Origin of the sequence: Streptomyces sp. NPDC059255 (assembly GCF_042752355.1) — a bacterium.
In the GTDB taxonomy this organism is placed as follows: Bacteria; Actinomycetota; Actinomycetes; order Streptomycetales; family Streptomycetaceae; genus Streptomyces.
Window position 1 is genome coordinate 121,530 of record NZ_JBHYZP010000024.1, and the last position, 18,644, is coordinate 140,173.

Annotated in this window: 16 protein-coding genes; 11 read left to right on the forward strand and 5 right to left on the reverse strand. The window is 71.4% G+C overall.

Annotated elements, in window-relative coordinates; genetic code table 11:
* Positions 1 to 288 precede the first annotated feature (288 nt).
* The 5 genes from ACFXKG_RS25635 (at position 289) to ACFXKG_RS25655 (ending at position 5,201) form a co-directional block, all read left to right on the forward strand.
* Positions 289 to 1,188 carry a TraR/DksA family transcriptional regulator gene (locus ACFXKG_RS25635; RefSeq protein ID WP_384843476.1) on the forward strand — a complete coding sequence of 300 codons (900 nt, stop codon included), beginning with the start codon at positions 289 to 291 and terminating at the stop codon, positions 1,186 to 1,188.
* A gap of 165 nt (positions 1,189 to 1,353) precedes the next feature.
* The gene (lspA, locus tag ACFXKG_RS25640; RefSeq protein WP_365806585.1) at positions 1,354 to 1,938 is read left to right on the forward strand and encodes a signal peptidase II; all 585 of its coding nucleotides are present in this window, start codon (positions 1,354 to 1,356) and stop codon (positions 1,936 to 1,938) included.
* Between the two features lie 54 nt (positions 1,939 to 1,992).
* On the forward strand, positions 1,993 to 2,934 hold the full coding sequence (locus tag ACFXKG_RS25645; protein WP_365806583.1) for an RluA family pseudouridine synthase: 942 nt from the start codon (positions 1,993 to 1,995) through the stop codon (positions 2,932 to 2,934).
* On the forward strand, positions 2,931 to 3,410 hold the full coding sequence (locus tag ACFXKG_RS25650) for a GNAT family N-acetyltransferase (protein WP_384843481.1): 480 nt from the start codon (positions 2,931 to 2,933) through the stop codon (positions 3,408 to 3,410). The genes ACFXKG_RS25645 and ACFXKG_RS25650 overlap by 4 nt, the downstream gene beginning before the upstream one ends.
* 204 nt (positions 3,411 to 3,614) lie before the next feature.
* The gene (locus ACFXKG_RS25655; RefSeq protein ID WP_384843484.1) at positions 3,615 to 5,201 is read left to right on the forward strand and encodes a Na+/H+ antiporter; all 1,587 of its coding nucleotides are present in this window, start codon (positions 3,615 to 3,617) and stop codon (positions 5,199 to 5,201) included.
* A gap of 14 nt (positions 5,202 to 5,215) precedes the next feature.
* Here the strand turns inward: ACFXKG_RS25655 and ACFXKG_RS25660 are convergent, their stop codons facing one another.
* Entirely contained in the window at positions 5,216 to 6,355 is a 1,140-nt protein-coding gene (locus ACFXKG_RS25660) for a mechanosensitive ion channel family protein (protein WP_384843487.1), read from the reverse strand.
* A 74-nt stretch (positions 6,356 to 6,429) separates the two neighbouring features.
* Here ACFXKG_RS25660 and ACFXKG_RS25665 point away from each other — a divergent pair, with 74 nt between their 5' ends.
* Positions 6,430 to 6,999, forward strand: coding sequence for a dienelactone hydrolase family protein (locus ACFXKG_RS25665; RefSeq protein ID WP_365806577.1), 570 nt, complete (start codon positions 6,430 to 6,432; stop codon positions 6,997 to 6,999).
* A 56-nt stretch (positions 7,000 to 7,055) separates the two neighbouring features.
* Here ACFXKG_RS25665 and ACFXKG_RS25670 read toward each other — a convergent pair whose 3' ends face one another.
* From ACFXKG_RS25670 to ACFXKG_RS25680, 3 genes are all read right to left on the reverse strand, one after another.
* Positions 7,056 to 7,871: a DsbA family protein gene (locus ACFXKG_RS25670; protein ID WP_384843490.1), complete on the reverse strand. Its 816-nt coding sequence runs from the start codon at positions 7,869 to 7,871 to the stop codon at positions 7,056 to 7,058.
* A 76-nt stretch (positions 7,872 to 7,947) separates the two neighbouring features.
* Complete coding sequence (locus tag ACFXKG_RS25675) at positions 7,948 to 8,631, reverse strand: hypothetical protein (protein ID WP_384843493.1); 684 nt, start codon at positions 8,629 to 8,631, stop codon at positions 7,948 to 7,950.
* Between the two features lie 85 nt (positions 8,632 to 8,716).
* Positions 8,717 to 10,063: a DUF2252 domain-containing protein gene (locus ACFXKG_RS25680; RefSeq protein ID WP_384843496.1), complete on the reverse strand. Its 1,347-nt coding sequence runs from the start codon at positions 10,061 to 10,063 to the stop codon at positions 8,717 to 8,719.
* Positions 10,064 to 10,391: 328 nt separating this feature from the next.
* On the opposite strand from ACFXKG_RS25680, the gene dnaE reads away from it, so the two are divergent.
* A complete protein-coding gene (dnaE, locus tag ACFXKG_RS25685) occupies positions 10,392 to 13,928 on the forward strand; it encodes a DNA polymerase III subunit alpha (RefSeq protein ID WP_384843499.1) in 3,537 nt (1,178 codons plus the stop codon).
* 107 nt (positions 13,929 to 14,035) lie between these two features.
* Here the strand turns inward: dnaE and ACFXKG_RS25690 are convergent, their stop codons facing one another.
* The gene (locus tag ACFXKG_RS25690; protein WP_384843501.1) at positions 14,036 to 14,212 is read right to left on the reverse strand and encodes a hypothetical protein; all 177 of its coding nucleotides are present in this window, start codon (positions 14,210 to 14,212) and stop codon (positions 14,036 to 14,038) included.
* 301 nt (positions 14,213 to 14,513) lie between these two features.
* On the opposite strand from ACFXKG_RS25690, the gene ACFXKG_RS25695 reads away from it, so the two are divergent.
* The 4 genes from ACFXKG_RS25695 to ACFXKG_RS25710 all read left to right on the forward strand — a co-directional run bounded on the left by ACFXKG_RS25695 (position 14,514) and on the right by ACFXKG_RS25710 (position 18,626).
* A complete protein-coding gene (locus tag ACFXKG_RS25695) occupies positions 14,514 to 15,782 on the forward strand; it encodes an NYN domain-containing protein (RefSeq protein WP_384843504.1) in 1,269 nt (422 codons plus the stop codon).
* Between the two features lie 63 nt (positions 15,783 to 15,845).
* Entirely contained in the window at positions 15,846 to 16,817 is a 972-nt protein-coding gene (locus ACFXKG_RS25700) for an ABC transporter ATP-binding protein (protein WP_384843595.1), read from the forward strand.
* 178 nt (positions 16,818 to 16,995) lie between these two features.
* Positions 16,996 to 17,838, forward strand: coding sequence for an ABC transporter permease (locus ACFXKG_RS25705; protein ID WP_384843507.1), 843 nt, complete (start codon positions 16,996 to 16,998; stop codon positions 17,836 to 17,838).
* 83 nt (positions 17,839 to 17,921) lie between these two features.
* The gene (locus tag ACFXKG_RS25710) at positions 17,922 to 18,626 is read left to right on the forward strand and encodes a DUF2567 domain-containing protein (RefSeq protein ID WP_384843509.1); all 705 of its coding nucleotides are present in this window, start codon (positions 17,922 to 17,924) and stop codon (positions 18,624 to 18,626) included.
* Positions 18,627 to 18,644 lie beyond the last annotated feature (18 nt).

The window sequence follows — 18,644 nt, forward strand, 5'->3', positions numbered from 1 at the left end:
GGGCGGGGGAGCGCGCGCCCGGGAGGGTGCCGGTGGGACCGGGGAGCGGAGGGCGCCGTACGGCCGAGCGTATGACCCGAATGGTTATACCGGCGCCCGCGTACGGCGTGGCGCGCGCGGCGGCGGATTACCGGGCGGGGAGCTGGGCACAACGCAGGGAGGCCGGTGTTCTCACGCCATGGGGAGGGGCCGGAGAGGGCGGCGTGCCCCGTTGCCGCGGGGCTGGTGTCGATTTATCGTCCCAGCACGATTCGCGAGCAGATCGCGCTATGTGAAGGGGCCGCGGCCATGGTGGCGAAGAAGACCGCCGCGAAGGAAACGACCGTGGCGGAACCCGCGGCGGAGAAGAACGCGACGGCGAAGAGGACGACCGCGAAGAAGGCGGTGGCCAAGAAAGCGGCCACGAAGAAGGCGGCCACGAAGAAGGCGCCGGCCAAGAAGGCGACGGCGAAAAAGGCGGCGGCCGGGAAACCGGTGGCCGAGAAGGCCACCGCCGAGAAGGCCGCGGCGAAGAAGGCGACGGCGAAGAGCGCACCGGACACGAAGGCGCCGGCGAAGAAGGCTCCGAGCGGGAAAGCGGCGACCGGCAGGACGGCCGCGAAGAAGGTCCCCGCGAAGAAGGCGCCGGCGAGCAAGGCACCTGCGAAGCAGGCCGCGTCCGCGGCCGAGGGGGCGGCCCAGGCCGCGGAACAGACGGGAGCCAGAACGGTGGGAGCTAAGAAGACCGCGGGCGGCGGAGGCCCGGCCGGTGCCACGGCGGTGTCCACGGCCCAGGCCGACGCGTCGGCGCCCGGGGAACTCGCGGTACGGCCCGGTGAGGACCCCTGGACCCCGGAGGAGGTCGCCGAGGCCCGTACCGGCCTGGAGAGCGAGATCGCCCGGCTGACCGCCGAGATCACCGCGTCGGAGGCCGCGCTGGCCGGGCTGATGCGGGACTCCGGGGACGGCGCCGGTGACGACGACGCGGACACCGGTACGAAGAACATCACGCGGGAGCACGAGATGTCGCTCGCCGCCAACGCCCGCGAGATGCTGGAGCAGACCGAACGGGCACTGCTGCGGCTCGACGCGGGCACCTACGGCCTCTGCGAGGTCTGCGGCAAGCCGATCGGCAAGGCCAGGATGCAGGCGTTCCCCCGGGCCACCCTCTGCGTGGAGGACAAGCAGAAGCAGGAACGGCGAGGCTAGGGCCTGATCCACACCACAGGCCGCACGGCGGGCGCGGACCCCGCGCCCCCCGGGGCCGGGTGCCGACCGGGCGGCCGGTGCGGAGGTACGGGGACGGGGGTACCGGTGTGACGTACCCTCGTCCTCAGTCAGGTACCCAGTACTCCAGCAGGTTGAGGGACTCACGTGGCAGAGGCGGAGCGCAGCATCGGTACGCCGTCCGTTGACAAAGACAGCGACAACGGGAACGACGACGAGACCGCGGCCACGGCCGAGCAGCCGAAGGGCAAGCGCAAGATCGCCGCCCTCTTCACGGTCGCGCTCCTGGCGTACCTGCTGGACCTCGGGACCAAGATGCTGGTGGTGGCCAAGCTGGAGCACCACGAGCCGATCGAGGTCATCGGCGATCTGCTGAAGTTCGAGGCGATCAGGAACGCGGGCGCCGCCTTCGGTATCGGCGAGGCGTTCACCGTCATCTTCACGATCATCGCGGCGACGGTGATCGTGGTGATCGCCCGGCTGGCGCGCAAGCTCTACAGCCTGCCGTGGGCGATCGCGCTCGGGCTGCTGCTCGGCGGCGCGCTCGGCAACCTCACCGACCGGATCTTCCGCTCGCCCGGGGTCTTCCAGGGCGCCGTGGTGGACTTCATCGCGCCCGCGCACTTCGCGGTCTTCAACCTCGCCGACTCCGCGATCGTCTGCGGCGGCATCCTGATCGTGCTGCTCTCCTTCCGGGGGCTCGACCCCGACGGGACCGTGCACAAGGACTGAGGGGCCGGAGGGCACGCGGTCGGGGCTGTCGTAGCCACAAGGCATACTCGACAGGTGAGCTTTCCCGAGATCAGAACCCTGCCCGTGCCCGACGGCCTGGAGGGCGAGCGCGTCGACGCCGCCATAGCCCGCATGTTCGGCTTCTCCCGTACGAAGGCGGCCGAGCTGGCCGCCTCCGGGAAGGTCCAGGTCGACGGCGCCGTGGTCGGGAAGTCCGAGCGCGTGAACGGCGGGGCCTGGCTGGAGGTCGAGATGCCGGCGGCCCCCGCGCCCGTGCAGATCGTCGCCGAGCCCGTCGAGGGCATGGAGATCGTGCACGACGACGAGGACATCGTCGTCATCGTCAAGCCGGTCGGCGTCGCCGCGCACCCCAGCCCCGGCTGGTCCGGCACGACGGTCATCGGCGGTCTGGCCGCCGCCGGCTACCGCATCTCGACCTCCGGCGCGGCCGAGCGCCAGGGCATCGTGCACCGGCTGGACGTCGGGACCTCCGGGCTGATGGTCGTCGCCAAGTCGGAGCGCGCGTACACCCTGCTCAAGGCGCAGTTCAAGGAGCGCGTCGTCGACAAGCGCTACCACGCGCTGGTGCAGGGGCACCCGGACCCGATGAGCGGCACGATCGACGCGCCCATCGGCCGCCATCCGAACCACGACTACAAGTGGGCCGTCACCGCCGAGGGCAAGCCGTCGGTCACGCACTACGACCTGATCGAGGCGTTCCGCTCCGCCTCGCTGCTCGACATCAAGCTGGAGACGGGCCGTACGCACCAGATCCGGGTGCACATGTCCGCCCACCGCCACCCCTGCGTGGGTGATCTGACCTATGGCGCCGACCCCACCCTCGCCAAGCGGCTCGGACTGACCCGGCAGTGGCTGCACGCCGTACGCCTCGGCTTCGAGCACCCGTCGGACGGGCGCTGGGTCGAGTACGCGAGCACCTATCCCGCCGACCTCCAGGGCGCGCTGGACAAGGTCAGGGCGGAGAGCAACGCGTGACCGCGCCCGGCTACGCACTGCGGGTCGCGACGGAGCCCGCGGACATCGAGGCGTGCTTCGCGGTCCGCAAGGAGGTCTTCGTCGTCGAGCAGCGGGTGCCCGAGGAGCTGGAGTACGACGGCCGGGACGGTGACGCGGTCCAGGTGCTCGCCGTACGGGACGACGGGGTGCCGCTGGGCACCGGACGGCTGCTGTACGGGCCCGGCGCGGCCGACCGTACCGGCGGCGACCCGGACACCGGCTCCCTGGGGCGGCTCGCGGTCCGCGCCACGGCCCGCGGCCTCGGCATCGGCGCGGCGCTCGTGCGGGCCATCGAGGACGCGGCGCGGGAGCGCGGCCTCCGGGTGGTCGACCTGCACGCGCAGTCGCACGCGCTCGGCTTCTACGAACGGCTCGGATACGAGGCGTACGGCCCCGAATTCCCGGACGCGGGCATGCCGCACCGCTCCATGCGCCGGGTCCTGCGGCGGTTCTGAGGCGACTCCGGGACGGCTTCGGGGCTGCTCCGGGCTGCACCGAGGAGGCTCCGAGGCGGTGGGGCCCGGGCGGGCCGGTCGGCCGGGGACCAGGCGTCCGTACCCCCTGACCTGGGGCGTACGGGGCTCATGGCAGGCTTGGGGCCTTGATCACCCTTGTCTGCCGCCAAGGCTTTCGACGGCTTTCGACCACCGGAGGGCCCCGTGGACCAGTTGGCACTGCTGATCGTCCTGCTGCTCGGGGCGGTGCTCACCGTTCCGCTCGGCGACAAGCTGGGGCTGCCGTCGCCGGTGCTGATGACGATCGTCGGGGTCGTCCTGGCGCTGCTCCCGTTCGTACCGAATGTGCAGGTGCCACCGGACTTCATCCTTCCGCTCCTGCTGCCGCCGCTGCTGTACGCCGCCGTACAGCGCACCTCCTGGCGGCAGTTCACGGCGAATCTGCGCCCCATCTTCCTGCTGGCGGTCGCGCTGGTCTTCGTGACCACGGCGGCCGTGGCCGCGGTGGCCAACTCGGTGGTGCCCGGCCTGCCGATCGCCGCCGCGGTCGCGCTCGGCGCGCTGGTCGCCCCGCCCGACCCGGTGGCGGCGACCGCCGTGGCCGGATCGCTGGGGCTGCCCCGGCGGCTCGTCTCCATCCTGGAGGGCGAGGGTCTCTTCAACGACGTCACGGCGATCGTGCTCTACCACGTGGCGATCGCGGCGGCCGTCAGCGGGACCTTCTCCTGGCCCGGCGCCGTCGGCTCCCTGGTCCTCTCCGCGGTGGTGGCCGTGGCGGTGGGGCTCGCGCTCGGCTGGCTCACCAACAAGCTGATGTCGCTGCTCGGCGACGCGACCCTCCAGATCGGTCTGTCGCTGCTGGTGCCGTTCGTCAGCTACGTCCTGGCGGAGGAACTGCACGGCTCCGGGGTGCTCGCCGTCCTCACCACCGCGCTCTTCCTGGCCACCCACACGGCGGACGCCGACGACGTCATGGGACGGCTGGCGGGCAACTCCTTCTGGCAGGTCGTCGACACACTGGTGACCGGGGTCGCCTTCGGTCTCATCGGCCTTGAGCTGCACAACGCGTTCGGCGCGGCCGAGGGCCGGACGTCGGAGATGCTCGGCTGGGGCGCGGCGGTGGTCGGGGTCGTCGTGTTCGTACGGCTGCTGTGGCTGCTGCCCGCGACCTGGCTGGCCAAGCGGATGCACAAGATCCGGGACTACGACGAGGAGATCCCGACCAGCTGGCGCGAGACCGTCGTCATGTGGTGGGCCGGGATGCGCGGGGTGGCCTCGGTCGCCCTGGCGCTCGCGATCCCGCTGGAGACCGACGACGGGCAGCCCTTCCCGGGGCGCGAGGAGATCATCTTCATCGCGTTCGCGGTCATCATGGCGACCCTCGTCGTCCAGGGGCTGACGCTGCCCTGGCTGGTGAAGCGGCTCGGGGTGCGGGCGGACTCGCAGGCGGAGCACGAGCTGGAGCACGCGCTCGCGCTCCGCGCGGCCAAGGCGGCCAAGAGCCGGCTGAAGGAGATCGAGGGCGTCGAGGAGCTGCCGGAGGACGTCAGCGAACGGCTGCTGCGCGCGGCCTACGACATCGGGCTGCGGATCAGTCCCGACCTGGCGGACGACGAGCGCCGCGAGTGGGCGGCGCAGCGCGTCGCCAGAGGCCGGACCATGCTGCGCATCCAGCGCGAGATGATGTCGGCGGCCCGCCACGAGGTCCTCTCGGCCCGTAACGAGCCGGGCGCGGACCCGGAGATCGTCGACCGGGTCCTGCGCCACCTCGACGTACGCAGCATGCACTGACGGGCGCGGGTACGTCAGCCGCGGCCGGTGCCCGCCTCCCGGCTGTCGCGGTCCTCCCGGCCGTCGTCGGTCTCCTCCCCGGGCTCCCTGGTCGCGGGGACCCGGCTCCGTGCGGCGGGCGGCGCGGCGACCTCGCCCACGATCCTCGGCAGGGCGTACGGGTGGTGCGCGGCCAGCCAGGCCACCATCTGCTCCCGTACCGCGCAGCGCACCTTCCAGATGTCGTCCGCGTCCTTGGCCGTGACCACCGCGCGCACCTCGATCGTGGTCGGGGTGGTGTCCGTGACGGCCAGGCTCCAGTCCCGGCCGTCCCACGCCGGGCACTCCGCGAGGATCTCCTGGAGCTTCTCGCGCATCAGCGGCACCGGCGCGGAGTGGTCGAGCTGGAAGAAGACCGTGCCGGTCATCTGGACCCCGCCGCGCGACCAGTTCTCGAAGGGCTTGCTGGTGAAGTACGAGACGGGCATGGTGATGCGCCGCTCGTCCCAGGTCCGTACGGCGAGGAAGGTGAGCGTGACCTCCTCGACCACGCCCCACTCGCCGTCGACCACCACCGTGTCCCCGATGCGCACCATGTCGCCGAAGGCGATCTGGAACCCGGCGAAGAGATTGCTGAGCGTGGACTGGGCGGCGACACCGGCGACGATGCCGATGATGCCCGCGGAGGCCAGCATCGAGGTGCCGATGCTGCGCAGGTCGGGGAAGGTCAGCAGCATCGCCGCGACCGCGACCACCACGACCACGGCGATGATGATCCGCATCATCAGCGTGACCTGCGTACGGACCCTGCGCACCCGGGCCGGGTCGCGGGTCGAGGACGCGTAGCGGGCGTACGACGACTCGACCACCACGGAGACGACTCGTACGACCAGCCAGGCACCCGATCCGATTATCACCAGGGAGAGGGCTCGGCCGATGTCGGTGTGGTAGTCCTCGATGAGCTGCCAGCCGGTCTCGCGGTACGTGCCGCGCAGCAGGGCGGTCAGCAGCAGCACCTGCAGCGGTACCCCGCAGCGCCGCAGCAGGCCCCACAGCGGGGTCTCGGGGTGGCGGTCGTCCGCGCGGCGCAGCAGCAGGTCCACCGCCCAGCCGAGCGCCAGGGTGAGCAGGACCGTGCCGCCGAGCACGATCAGTGGGCGCAGTGCGTTCTCCATCGGTCTCCTACGTGGGCCTCTCGTGGGGGCCGGGGTCTCTCGGTCGGGTCCGGACGGGCTGGCAGGATGTCCGGATGAACATCATGCTCTTCCACTCCGTCTACGGTCTGCGCCCCGCGGTGCACGCGGCGGCCGACCGGCTGCGTGCCGCCGGGCACGAGGTGCGCGTGCCCGACCTCTTCGAGGGGGAAACCGCCTCCACCGTCGAGGAGGGAATGGCGCTGAAGGACCGGATCGGCAAGGAGGAACTGCTGCGCCGGGCGGTGCTGGCGGCGGCGCCGTACTCCGAGCGCGGACTGGTGTACGTGGGGCTCTCGCTCGGCGGCTCCATCGCGCAGAACCTGGCGCTGGGCGACGCGAAGGCGCGCGGGCTGCTGCTCCTGCACGGTACGTCCGACATCGCGGAGAACGCGTCCGTGGACGAGCTCCCCGTACAGCTCCATGTGGCGGACCCCGATCCCTTCGAGCCGCACGACTGGCTGACCGCCTGGTACCTGCGGATGCGGCAGGCGGGGGCGGACGTGGAGGTCTACCGCTACCCCGGCGCCGGGCACCTCTTCACCGACCCGGAGCTGCCGGACTACGACGAGCGGGCCGCCGAGGAGACCTGGCGGACCGGGCTCGCCTTCATCGACTCGCTCTGAGCCGTGCGCCCCTGCGGACCGGCCGTCGCCGGCGGTCCGCGGGGCGGCGTGTTCCGTCAGCCCTTGAGCGCCGCGGCGATCGCGGTGTCGAAGTCCGCCACGGTCATCGGCGGGTTGTCGCTGCCCGGGCTCGTGAGCTTCTTGCCGTCCATCTTCAGGGTGGGCGTGCCCTGGACGCCGCTCTTGTCGAAGGTGGCGGACATCTTCATCGCCCAGGCGTCGTACGTACCGCTCTCGACGTCCTTCTTGAACGTCGCGTTGCCCTTGAGCGCGTTCACCGAGCCGGCCACTTCGAGGAGGTAGCTGTCCTTGGCGAACTTGTCCTGCGACTCCTCGGGGTGGTACTTCGCCGAGTAGAGCGCCGTCTTGTACTCCAGGAACGCCTCGGGGCTCACGTTGAGCGCCGCGCCCAGCGCCGACAGGGCGTTCTTCGAGCCCTCGCCGTTGTCGGAGTTGTCGATGAAGGTCGCGCCGATGTACTTGATCTTGAACTTGCCGGCGTCGATGTCCTTCTGGACCGTCGGGCCGACGGTCTGCTCGAAGCTCGCGCAGACGGGGCAGCGGGAGTCCTCGTACAGTTCGAGCGTCTTCTTGGCGTCCGGCTTGCCGATGACCACGGTGGTGCCGTTCGTGCCCTCGGTGTTCTTGGGGGCGACGACGGTCTTCTCTTCCTTCGCCGTCTCCCAGTGGGAGGGCTTGTTGGACTGGACGACGGCGTAGCCGACGCCGCCGGCTATCGCGAGGACGGCGACGGCCGAGCCGATGACGACGAGCTGGCGGCGTACCTTGTCCTTCTTCGCCTGCCGTTCGCGTTCGGCGCGCAGCCGCTCGCGGGCGGCTTCCTTGCTGGCCTTGCTGTTGCGTGCGCTCATGGTGATTGGCTCCGTGTGATGACGTGCTGCGGCTGGGGGAGGGGAGGGGTGCGGCCGCGCGGGCTCGTGAAGAGCCTCAGGCGGCGGCGGGCACCGCTCGGGGCGGGCCCCGCCGTCCCACGGAGTGGACGAGGAGCCGGTGACGGGAGGGACGCGGGCGGCCGGTGGGGCGCACGGCGCGCCGTACCGCCCGGGCGGCCGTGGAGACCACGGCGCACGCGATCAGCAGCGGCCGGAAGGCACTGACGGCCGCGGTCCGTACCAGCCGGGAGAGCGCCGCCTCGCCGTGCCGCAGCCAGGCCGCGGCGAGCAGCCCCACCGAGACGTGGACGGCCAGCAGCAGCCACGGCAGGGCGGGATCGGGGGAGTCCAGCAGCGCGGCGGCGGTGGACCGGGACGAGGCCACCCCGGGCAGCGGGGTGCCGAGGGCGCCGCCGCACAGGACGTCGAAGCCGACCGAGCGCAGCGACCCCGCCACGGGGCCGCCCGAGGGGCCGTAGCAGACGCGCTGGCCGCTGGTGAAGATCGTGTCCGCGGCCAGTTCGAGCGGGACGAGCAGGGCGGCGATCCGCCAGAAGCCGCGCTCGCGGCCCGCCGCCGCGTAGCTGAGCGCGAACACCACGGCGCCGAGCCCGGCGACCAGGGAGAGCGGCAGCGGGGTCCGGGACAGCAGCACGTGCGAGCCCGCGGACAGCGTCACGACCAGTGCCGTGAAGAGTGCTGCCCGCGCCGCCCTGAGCCGCGTCCCGGATATGTCCATCGTCGCCGAGTGTGCCATGGGTCCCGGTAAGCGATCCCTAAAGCGTTACGGAATCCGCCACCGGGACCGGGGCCTGGTCGGTGCCCTACGCCAGCCGGCCGTTGCGGAACAGGTCCACGAAGATCTGGTGGTCCGCCCTGGCCCGCGCCCCGTACGTGTGCGCGAACTCCACCAGCAGCGCTCCGAAGCCGTCCTCGTCGGCGGCGATCGCCGCGTCGATGGCGCGCTCCGTGGAGAACGGCACCAGGGAGTGCCCGCTCTCGTCGTCCGCCGCCGCGTGCATCGTCGCCGTCGCCCTGCCGAGGTCCGCGACGACCGCGGCTATCTCCTCCGGGTCGTCCAGGTCCGACCAGTCCAGGTCCACCGCGTACGGCGAGACCTCCGCGACGAGCTGTCCCGCGCCGTCCAGCTCCGTCCAGCCCAGCCAGGGGTCCGCGTGCGCCTGGAGGGCCCGCTGCGAGATCACCGTGCGGTGGCCCTCGTGCTGGAAGTAGCCGCGGACGGCCCCGTCGGTGATGTGCCGGGAGACCGCCGGGGTCTGCGCCTGCTTCAGGTAGATCACGACGTCGTTCTCCAGGGCGTCGCTGTTGCCCTCCAGCAGGATGTTGTACGAGGGCAGCCCCGCCGAGCCGATGCCGATGCCGCGCCGGCCCACGACATCCTTGACGCGGTACGAGTCGGGGCGGGTCAGGCTGGACTCCGGCAGCGTCTCCAGATAGCCGTCGAAGGCCGCGAGGATCTTGTACCGGGTGGCCGCGTCCAGCTCGATGGAGCCGCCGCCCGCCGCGAAGCGCCGCTCGTACTCCCGGATCTCCGTCATCGAGTCCAGCAGCGAGAAGCGCGTCAGCGAGCGGGCCGAGCGCAGCGCGGTGAGCAGCGGGCCCTGGGCCGTGTCCAGGGTGAAGGGCGGCACCTCGTCGTTCTTCGCGCCGGCCGCCAGCGCGTGGACGCGTTCGCGGTAGGCGCCCGCGTAGATCTCCACCAGCTCGGTGATCTGGGCGTCGCTGAGCGCCTTCTGGTAGCCGATCAGCGCGAGCGAGGCGGCGAACCGCTTCAGGTCCCAGGTGAACGGGCCGATGTACGCCTCGTCGAAGTCGTTCACGTTGAAGATCAGCCGGCCGTTGGCGTCCATGTACGTGCCGAAGTTCTCCGCGTGCAGATCGCCGTGGATCCACACCCGGCCCGTACGCTCGTCGAGGAACGGGGCGTCGTCCCCGGCGCCCGCCCCGGCCGCCTCCCGCGCCAGATCGTCGTAGAACAGGCACGCCGTACCCCGGTAGAAGGCGAACGCGGAGGCCGCCATCTTCCGGAACTTCACCCGGAAGGCTGCTGGATCAGCGGCCAGGAGCTCACCGAACGCGGTGTCGAAAACGGAGAGTATCTCCTCTCCGCGCTGCTCCTCGGCTTCTTCGACGGGTCGCGGAACCGACATCGCGGGGTGCCTCCTGGTGGCGGTGGGTGGACGGACGACTACGGGGCGACGCTGCCCCTCGAAGGGCGCGGCGCGTCCTCGGAGGGGCAACGCGCGAAGCCGTCCGCGAGTGCCCGTTCCGGCGCGCCTGAGTGCCCGTTCCGGCGCGCCCGGGTGGCCGTCCGGCGGGCCCCGGCGCCTCGTCCCGGACGGCCCCGGTGCCCGTCCGCTGTCGGTCGCGCGACGTAGACTTCGGGGCTGTCTCCCCCGGACTGTCCGCAGCCTCGGGAGACCCCCGGGGACGCCCCGGGAAACCACCCGTGTCGTCCGCTCGCTGGAGGCCCCCGCCGTGACCAAGCCCCCGTTCACGCACCTGCATGTCCACACCCAGTACTCGCTGCTGGACGGTGCCGCGCGGCTGGGGGACATGTTCACGGCGTGCAAAGAGATGGGCATGTCCCATATCGCCATGACCGACCACGGGAATCTCCACGGGGCCTACGACTTCTTCCATCAGGCGAAAAAGGCGGGCGTGACGCCGATCATCGGGATCGAGGCGTACGTGGCGCCCGAGTCCCGGCGGCTGAAGCGGAAGGTGCAGTGGGGCCAGCCGCACCAGAAGCGGGACGACGTCTCCGGTTCCGGCGGTTACACCCACAAGACGATCTGGGCGGCGAACCGCACCGGGCTGCACAACCTCTTCCGGCTCTCCTCGGACGCGTACAAGGAGGGCTGGCTCCAGAAGTGGCCCCGGATGGACAAGGAGACCATCGCCAAGTGGTCCGAGGGCCTGATCGCCTCCACCGGCTGCCCCTCCGGTGAGCTCCAGACGCGGCTGCGGCTCGGTCAGTTCGACGAGGCGGTGAAGGCCGCCTCCGAGTACCAGGACATCTTCGGCAAGGACCGGTACTTCCTGGAGCTGATGGACCACGGCATCGAGATCGAACGCCGGGTGCGCGACGGGCTGCTGGAGGTCGGCAAGAAGCTCGGCATCCCGCCGCTGGTCACCAACGACTCCCACTACACGTACGCGAACGAGGCCACCGCCCACGACGCGCTGCTCTGCATCCAGACCGGCAAGAACCTCTCCGACCCGGACCGCTTCCGCTTCGACGGCACCGGCTACTACCTCAAGTCGACCGACGAGATGTACGCCGTGGACCTCTCCGACGCCTGGCAGGAGGGGTGCGCCAACACCCGCCTGGTCGCCGACCAGATCGACACCGAGGGCTGGTTCCAGGAGCGGAACCTGATGCCCAAGTTCGAGGTGCCGGAGGGCTTCACCGAGGTCTCCTGGTTCCGCGAGGAGACCATGCGCGGCATGGCCCGCCGCTTCCCGAACGGCATCCCGGAAGACCGGATGCGCCAGGTCGAGTACGAGATGGGCATCATCATCGACATGGGCTTCCCGGGGTACTTCCTCGTGGTCGCCGACTTCATCATGTGGGCGAAGAACAACGGCATCGCGGTCGGCCCCGGCCGTGGCTCCGCCGCCGGTTCGATCGTGTCGTACGCCATGGGCATCACCGACCTCGACCCGATCGAGCACGGACTGATCTTCGAGCGGTTCCTCAACCCCGAGCGCATCTCCATGCCCGATGTCGACATCGACTTCGACGAGCGCCGGCGCGGTGAGGTCATCCGGTACGTGACCGAGAAGTACGGCGCCGACAAGGTCGCCATGATCGGCACGTACGGCAAGATCAAGGCCAAGAACGCCATCAAGGACTCCGCCCGGGTGCTGGGCTACCCGTACGCGATGGGCGACCGGCTCACCAAGGCGATGCCCGCCGACGTCCTCGGCAAGGGCATCGACCTCAACGGCATCACCGACCCCAAGCACCCGCGCTACAGCGAGGCGGGCGAGATCCGGGGGATGTACGAGAACGAGCCGGACGTGAAGAAGGTCATCGACACCGCGAAGGGTGTGGAGGGCCTGGTCCGGCAGATGGGTGTGCACGCGGCCGGCGTGATCATGTCCAGCGAGACGATCACCGACCACGTCCCCGTCTGGGTCCGGCACACCGACGGTGTGACGATCACACAGTGGGACTACCCGCAGTGCGAGTCGCTCGGCCTGCTGAAGATGGACTTCCTCGGCCTGCGCAACCTCACGATCATGGACGACGCCGTCAAGATGGTGAAGTCCAACAAGGGCATCGACCTGGAGATGCTCTCGCTGCCGCTCGACGACCCCAAGACGTACGAACTGCTCTGCCGGGGCGACACACTCGGCGTCTTCCAGTTCGACGGCGGCCCCATGCGCTCCCTGCTGCGCCAGATGCAGCCCGACAACTTCGAGGACATCTCCGCCGTCTCGGCCCTCTACCGGCCGGGCCCGATGGGCATGAACTCGCACACGAACTACGCGGAGCGCAAGAACGCCCGCCAGGAGATCACCCCGATCCACCCGGAGCTGGAGGAGCCCCTCAAAGAGGTGCTCGGGCTCACCTACGGCCTGATCGTCTACCAGGAGCAGGTGCAGAAGGCCGCCCAGATCGTCGCGGGGTACTCACTCGGCGAGGCCGACATCCTGCGCCGCGTGATGGGCAAGAAGAAGGCCGACGAACTGGCCAAGAACTTCGTCCTCTTCGAGGCCGGCGCCAAGAAGAACGGCTTCTCGGACGAGGCGATCAAGGCGCTGTGGGACGTCCTGGTGCCGTTCGCCGGGTACGCCTTCAACAAGGCGCACTCCTCCGCGTACGGACTGGTCACCTACTGGACGGCCTACCTCAAGGCCAACTACCCGGCCGAGTACATGGCGGCGCTCCTGACCTCCGTGAAGGACGACAAGGACAAGTCGGCCGTCTATCTCAACGAGTGCCGGCGCATGGGCATCAAGGTGCTCCCGCCCAATGTCAACGAGTCGCTGTCCAACTTCGCCGCGCAGGGCGACGACGTGATCCTCTTCGGACTGACCGCCGTCCGCAACGTCGGCCAGAACGTCGTCGACTCGATCATCCGGTCCCGCAAGGCGAAGGGGAAGTACGCCACCTTCCCCGACTTCCTCGACAAGGTCGAAGCGGTCGTCTGCAACAAGCGCACCGTCGAATCGCTCATCAAGGCCGGCGCCTTCGACGAGATGGGCCACACCCGCAAGGGCCTGGTCGCCCACCACGAACCGATGATCGACAACGTCGTCCAGGTCAAGCGCAAGGAGGCCGAGGGCCAGTTCGACCTCTTCGGCGGCGGTGACGAGGAGACGAGCGAGCCGGGCTTCGGGCTCGACGTCGAGTTCTCCGACATCGAGTGGGACAAGTCGTACCTCCTCGCGCAGGAGCGCGAGATGCTCGGCCTGTACGTCTCCGACCACCCGCTCTTCGGCATCGAACACGTCCTGTCGGACAAGTCGGACGCCGCGATCTCCCAGCTCACCGGCGGGGAACACGCGGACGGCGCGGTCGTCACCATCGGCGGCATCATCTCCGGCCTCCAGCGCAAGATGACCAAGCAGGGCAACGCCTGGGCGATCGCCACCGTCGAGGACCTGGCCGGTTCGATCGAGTGCATGTTCTTCCCGGCGACCTACCAGCTCGTCTCCACCCAGCTCGTCGAGGACACGGTCGTCTTCGTGAAGGGCCGGCTGGACAAGCGCGAGGACATCCCCCGGCTCGTCGCCATGGAACTCCAGGTCCCCGACGTCTCCTCGGCCGGCACCGACGCGCCGGTCACCATCACCATCCCCACGGTCAAGCTCACCCCGCCCATGGTCAGCAGGCTCGGCGAGATCCTCAGCCACCACCGGGGCAACTCCGAGGTCCGGATCAAGCTCCAGGGCGCCAGGAAGACCACCGTGCTCCGCCTCGACCGGCACCGGGTCCAGCCCGACCCGGCGCTCTTCGGCGACCTCAAGGTGCTGCTCGGCCCGGCCTGCCTGGCCGGCTGACCGGACGTCCGTACGGAACGCCGGCCGACTGGGCGTCCGTACGGAAACGAGGAGGGGCGCGCCCGGTTCTCCGGGCGCGCCCCTGCGCGTACTACCTCGTACGGGTGTCAGTTGTGGCCGAAGCGCTTCTGCCGCTTGTGGGCGACGTCCGACGGCGTGATCCTCTGTTCCACCTGGTCGGACGCGTCCTCCATCGACGAGGACCTCGACTCCTGCGTGCCGCGCTCCGACTCCGAGCGGGCGTGCTGTTTGTTGCCGCGATCCCGGTTCTTGTTCTTGGCCATGGCACTGCCTCCTGCGGTTCTTTGAGGACCAGGGGCTTCGTTCAGGCTCACATAGGGCGCGAAACGCCGCATTTTGGATCATTGCGGTGTGTAGTGGTACCCAGTAGCCCTGCCCCGCCGTCGCCCCGGGACCGTTCCGGAGCGACGGAGGGGCCGGCCCACGACCGCTTCACCGGTGATCCGTCGCCGATCCGCCACGCCGATGATCGAGTTCCGGACGTTAAGCCTCTTGCTGTCGGGCAGACTCGAAGCAAACTCGCAGTAACTCCCGATACCCCGACCCCGAGGTTCCCGAAAGAGGGTGGAACGCGTGGACCGCTGCGTCGTCCTGGTGGACGCCGGCTACCTGCTGGGCGCCGCCGCGAGCCTGCTGGCCGGCGAGCCGGCCCGATCCCGGATCACCGTCGACCACTCCGCCCTGATTCAGGGCCTCAGGGAGCGCGCCGAGGCCGATACGGAGCAGCCGCTGCTCCGTATCTACTGGTTCGACGGCGCCCCCGACCGGGTCCCGCAGCCCGAGCACCGGAGGCTGCGCGTGATGCCGCGCGTCACGGTCCGCCTCGGCGCCCTCACGCGAAGCGACGGCCGCTGGGCGCAGAAAGGCGTCGACGCGGCGATGCATGCAGAACTCACCGAACTGGCCAGAAATCGCGCCTGTTCCGACGTGGTGCTGGTCACGGGCGACGGTGATCTGCTTCCCGGCCTGATGTCGGCCAAGGAACACGGCGTCGCCGTCCACCTCTGGGCGGTCCAGGCCGCCGACGGCGACTACAACCAGTCCGAGGACCTGGTCGCGGAGGCGGACGAGCGCCGCGTGCTGGACCGCGCCTGGATCACCAAGGCCGTACGCGCCAAGGACCTCGGTGGCGTCTGCGCACCCGCCCCGGCGCCGCGCCCGGAGATCGCGGCGATCCTCTCGGCGCCGCTGCCCGAGTCCGCGCTCGCGGCCTCGGCGGAGCGCGCGGCGGAGGCCCAGGCACCGGTCCAGGCGCCCCCGGGCCGCAACGGCTCGGCCCCGGAGCCCGCCGCCCGCGGCCCGGAGCCGCACCCCGCGCCGCCGCCCGGCAAGGCCGTCCCCACCCCCAAGGACCTGGCGGGCCTGCGCGCCCCCGGCCCCGACCGCGGGCCCGCCCCGGCGCAGCCCCAGCACGCCGCGGGCGCGACGCTCCGCTGGTCCTCCGACAAGGGCTGGGTGGAACGCCCGGGGAGCGGCCCGTCGGGCGAGCCGCCCGAGACCGCCTCCCTGCCCACCCTGGCGCAGCTCACCAGCGCGGAGCAGCGGTGGGCGGACCGGGAGGAGGACATCACGACGGTCGGCGGCGACCCGTTCGAGGTGGGCCAGGTCTTCGCCCGCCGCTGGATGGAACGCCTGCCGGAGAGCGGCCACGTACAGAAGCTCTCCGTGATGTACCCCCGCGTCCCGCACCGCATCGACGGCGAACTGCTGCGGTACGCCGCGCGCTTCGGGCTGCTGGCCCACAAGGACGACCAGATCGACGAACACGACCGGTACGCGATCCGGGCGGGCTTCTGGCGCGAGATCGACGTCAGGGCCGCCGAATCGGCGTGACGATCCGAGACCCGAAAAAAACCGCTCCGGGCCCACCCCGTATGGTCGTTTCTCGTGAGTACGGTGTGCGTGGTGCGCGACTTGGTCAAGACGTACCCCGCCGCGCGCGGCGGCCGTGGGGCCCCCGGGACGCCCGAGGTGCGTGCCACGGACGGGATTTCGCTCGATGTGCGGCGCGGTGAGCTGTTCGGTCTGCTCGGGCCGAACGGCGCCGGCAAGTCCACGCTCGTACGGCAGATCACCGGACTCATGCGGCCCGACTCCGGCGCCGTCGAGGTCCTCGGACACGATCTCGTGCGCCATCCCGAGCGGGCCTCGCGGCTGATCGGCTATCTCGGCCAGGAGTCGACCGCGCTGGACGAACTGACCGTCGCGCTCGCCGCCGAGACCACGGGGCGGCTGCGCGGGCTCACGCTGAAGGCGGCACGGGCCGAGCGGGACGAGGTCCTCGCGGAGCTGGGGCTCACCGAGATCGCCGGGCGGGCGCTGAAGAAGCTCTCCGGCGGGCAGCGGCGCCTCGCGTGCCTCGCCGCCGCGCTGGTGGGGGAGCGGCCCGTACTCGTGCTGGACGAGCCGACCACCGGGATGGACCCCGTCGCGCGGCGCGCGGTGTGGGCCGCCGTGGACCGGCGGCGCACCGAGCACGGGGTGACGGTCCTGCTCGTCACCCACAACGTCATCGAGGCCGAGACGGTGCTGGACCGCGTCGCCGTGCTGGAGCGCGGCAAGGTCATCGCCTGTGACACCCCCTCGGGGCTGAAGGAGCAGGTCGCCGGGGAGGTCCGCGTCGAGCTGGTGTGGCGGGAGCGCGCCCCGCTCGACGTGCCCGAGGTCGCCGCGCTGCGCGGCTCCGCCCAGGAGTCCGGGCGGCGCTGGGTGCTCCGGCTCGCGCCGGACGAGGCGCGGGCCGCCGTCGCCGCGGTGACCGGCGGCGCGGCCTTCGCGGCGCTGGACGACTTCACGCTGGCGACACCGAGCCTGGAGGACGTCTATCTGGCGCTCGGCGGCCGCGCGCAGGGGCTGGTGAAGGCATGAGCGCGGGTGAACGCATGAGCGCCGGGGGCATGTACGGGACCCGCCCCGCGCCGACGCGCCCCGTGACAGGGTGGGGCCCGGTGACGCGACGCGAGGCCGCCCGGGGGCCGTCACCCGCAGGGCAGGCCCACGGTCCGCGACGAGCGGTCCCGAACGTACCGAACAGGAGCAGCACCAGGTGAGCATCGTGCCTGCGGAGGCCGTGTCCGGGAGGATCCGGACGGCGAAGGACACCCCCGCCGGGGCGGCCGGGGGGGCACCCGCGCCCGCACCCCTCGCGCCCCGGGCGCGGCTGCTGCCCTCGCTCGCCGCGGTCTACCGCGCCCAGCTCTCCCGGGCCCGGGTCGCCAGGATCCCGCTGCTCTTCGTGGCGACGTTCCAGTCCGTCGGGATCATGATCCTGATGCGGGGCGTCGTGGACGGCGGCTCCGAGGCGCGGGCGGTCGTCGCCGGGTCCAGCGTCCTCGTCGTCGCGTTCGTGGCGCTCAACCTGCTCGCCCAGTACTTCGGCCAGTTGCGGGCGAGCGGCGGCCTGGACCACTACGCCACGCTGCCCGTGCCGCCCGCCGCGGTGGTGCTGGGCGCGGCCGGCGCGTACGCCTCGTTCACCGTGCCCGGCACGGCGGTCACGGCCGTCACCGGCAGCGTGCTCTTCCAGCTTCCGCTCACCCACCTGTGGGTGCTCGCCGCGGTCATCCCGCTCTCCGGGGCGGCCCTCGCGGGGCTCGGCGCGGCGCTCGGCCTGCTGGCGCCCCGTCAGGAACTGGCCACCCTGATGGGCCAGCTCGGCATGTCCGCGGCGCTGCTGCTCGGCGTGCTGCCCGCGGACCGGCTGCCGGGGCCGATCGGGTACGCGCGCGACCTCCTGCCGTCCACGTACGGGGTGGAGGCGCTGGCCCGTACGTTCGACACGCATCCCGACTGGCCGGCCGTCGCGTTCGACCTGGGGGTCTGCGCGGCTGTCGGGGTCGTCTCGCTGGCCGTGGCGACCTGGGCGTACCGGCGGGCCGCGGTCCGCTGAGCGGCGGCGCCCGGTGTCCGGTGAGCGGCCCCCCGCACCGGTCCGATGCGGCGCCCACCGCCGGGGCCTGGCACGATGGCTCCGTGACCGCACCTCTGACGCCTCCCCATCAGCCGCAGCACGACGATCCCTGGCAGACACCGCCGGCCGGGGTCTCGCCCGATTCCGCGGCCGACGCGGAGAAGGGGCCCGACATGAAGACCGAGATGCGGCAGGCGGCGGTGGTGCTGGCCGTCCTCACGGTGTCGGGTCTGCTGCTGGGGCTGCTGTGGGTGTGGCTGGCGCCGCGCGTTCCGCTGGTCTCGAACGCCACGGCCGTCTACCTCAAGGACACGGAGGGCGAGGAGGCCATCGCCGCCGACGGCACGTTCCTCCTGCTGGCGCTCGCCTTCGGCGCGGTCGCCGCGGGCCTGGTCTTCCTCTTCCACCGGCGCGGCGGAATCGCGCTGGTCGTGGGGCTGGCGCTGGGCGGGCTGCTGGGCTCGGTGGTGGCGTGGAAGTTCGGCGCGTCGCTCGGGCCGACGTCGGACGTCGTGGCGCACGCCAAGCAGGTCGGCAAGGGCGTCACCTTCGAGGCGCCGCTCGAACTCCAGGCGAAGGGCGCGCTGCTGGCGTGGCCGATCGCCGCGATGGTGGTGCACCTCGCGCTGACCGGCCTGTTCGGCCCGCGCGACCCGGAACCGGAGTGGGAGTGGCACACCCCGTACGGGGCCGCGCCGCAGCGGGGCGACGAGAACCCGTCCGAGAACCCGGCCGAGAACCCGTCGTGGGGCGCCTCGGAGAAGTGAGGCGCGTGAGCCTCGGAC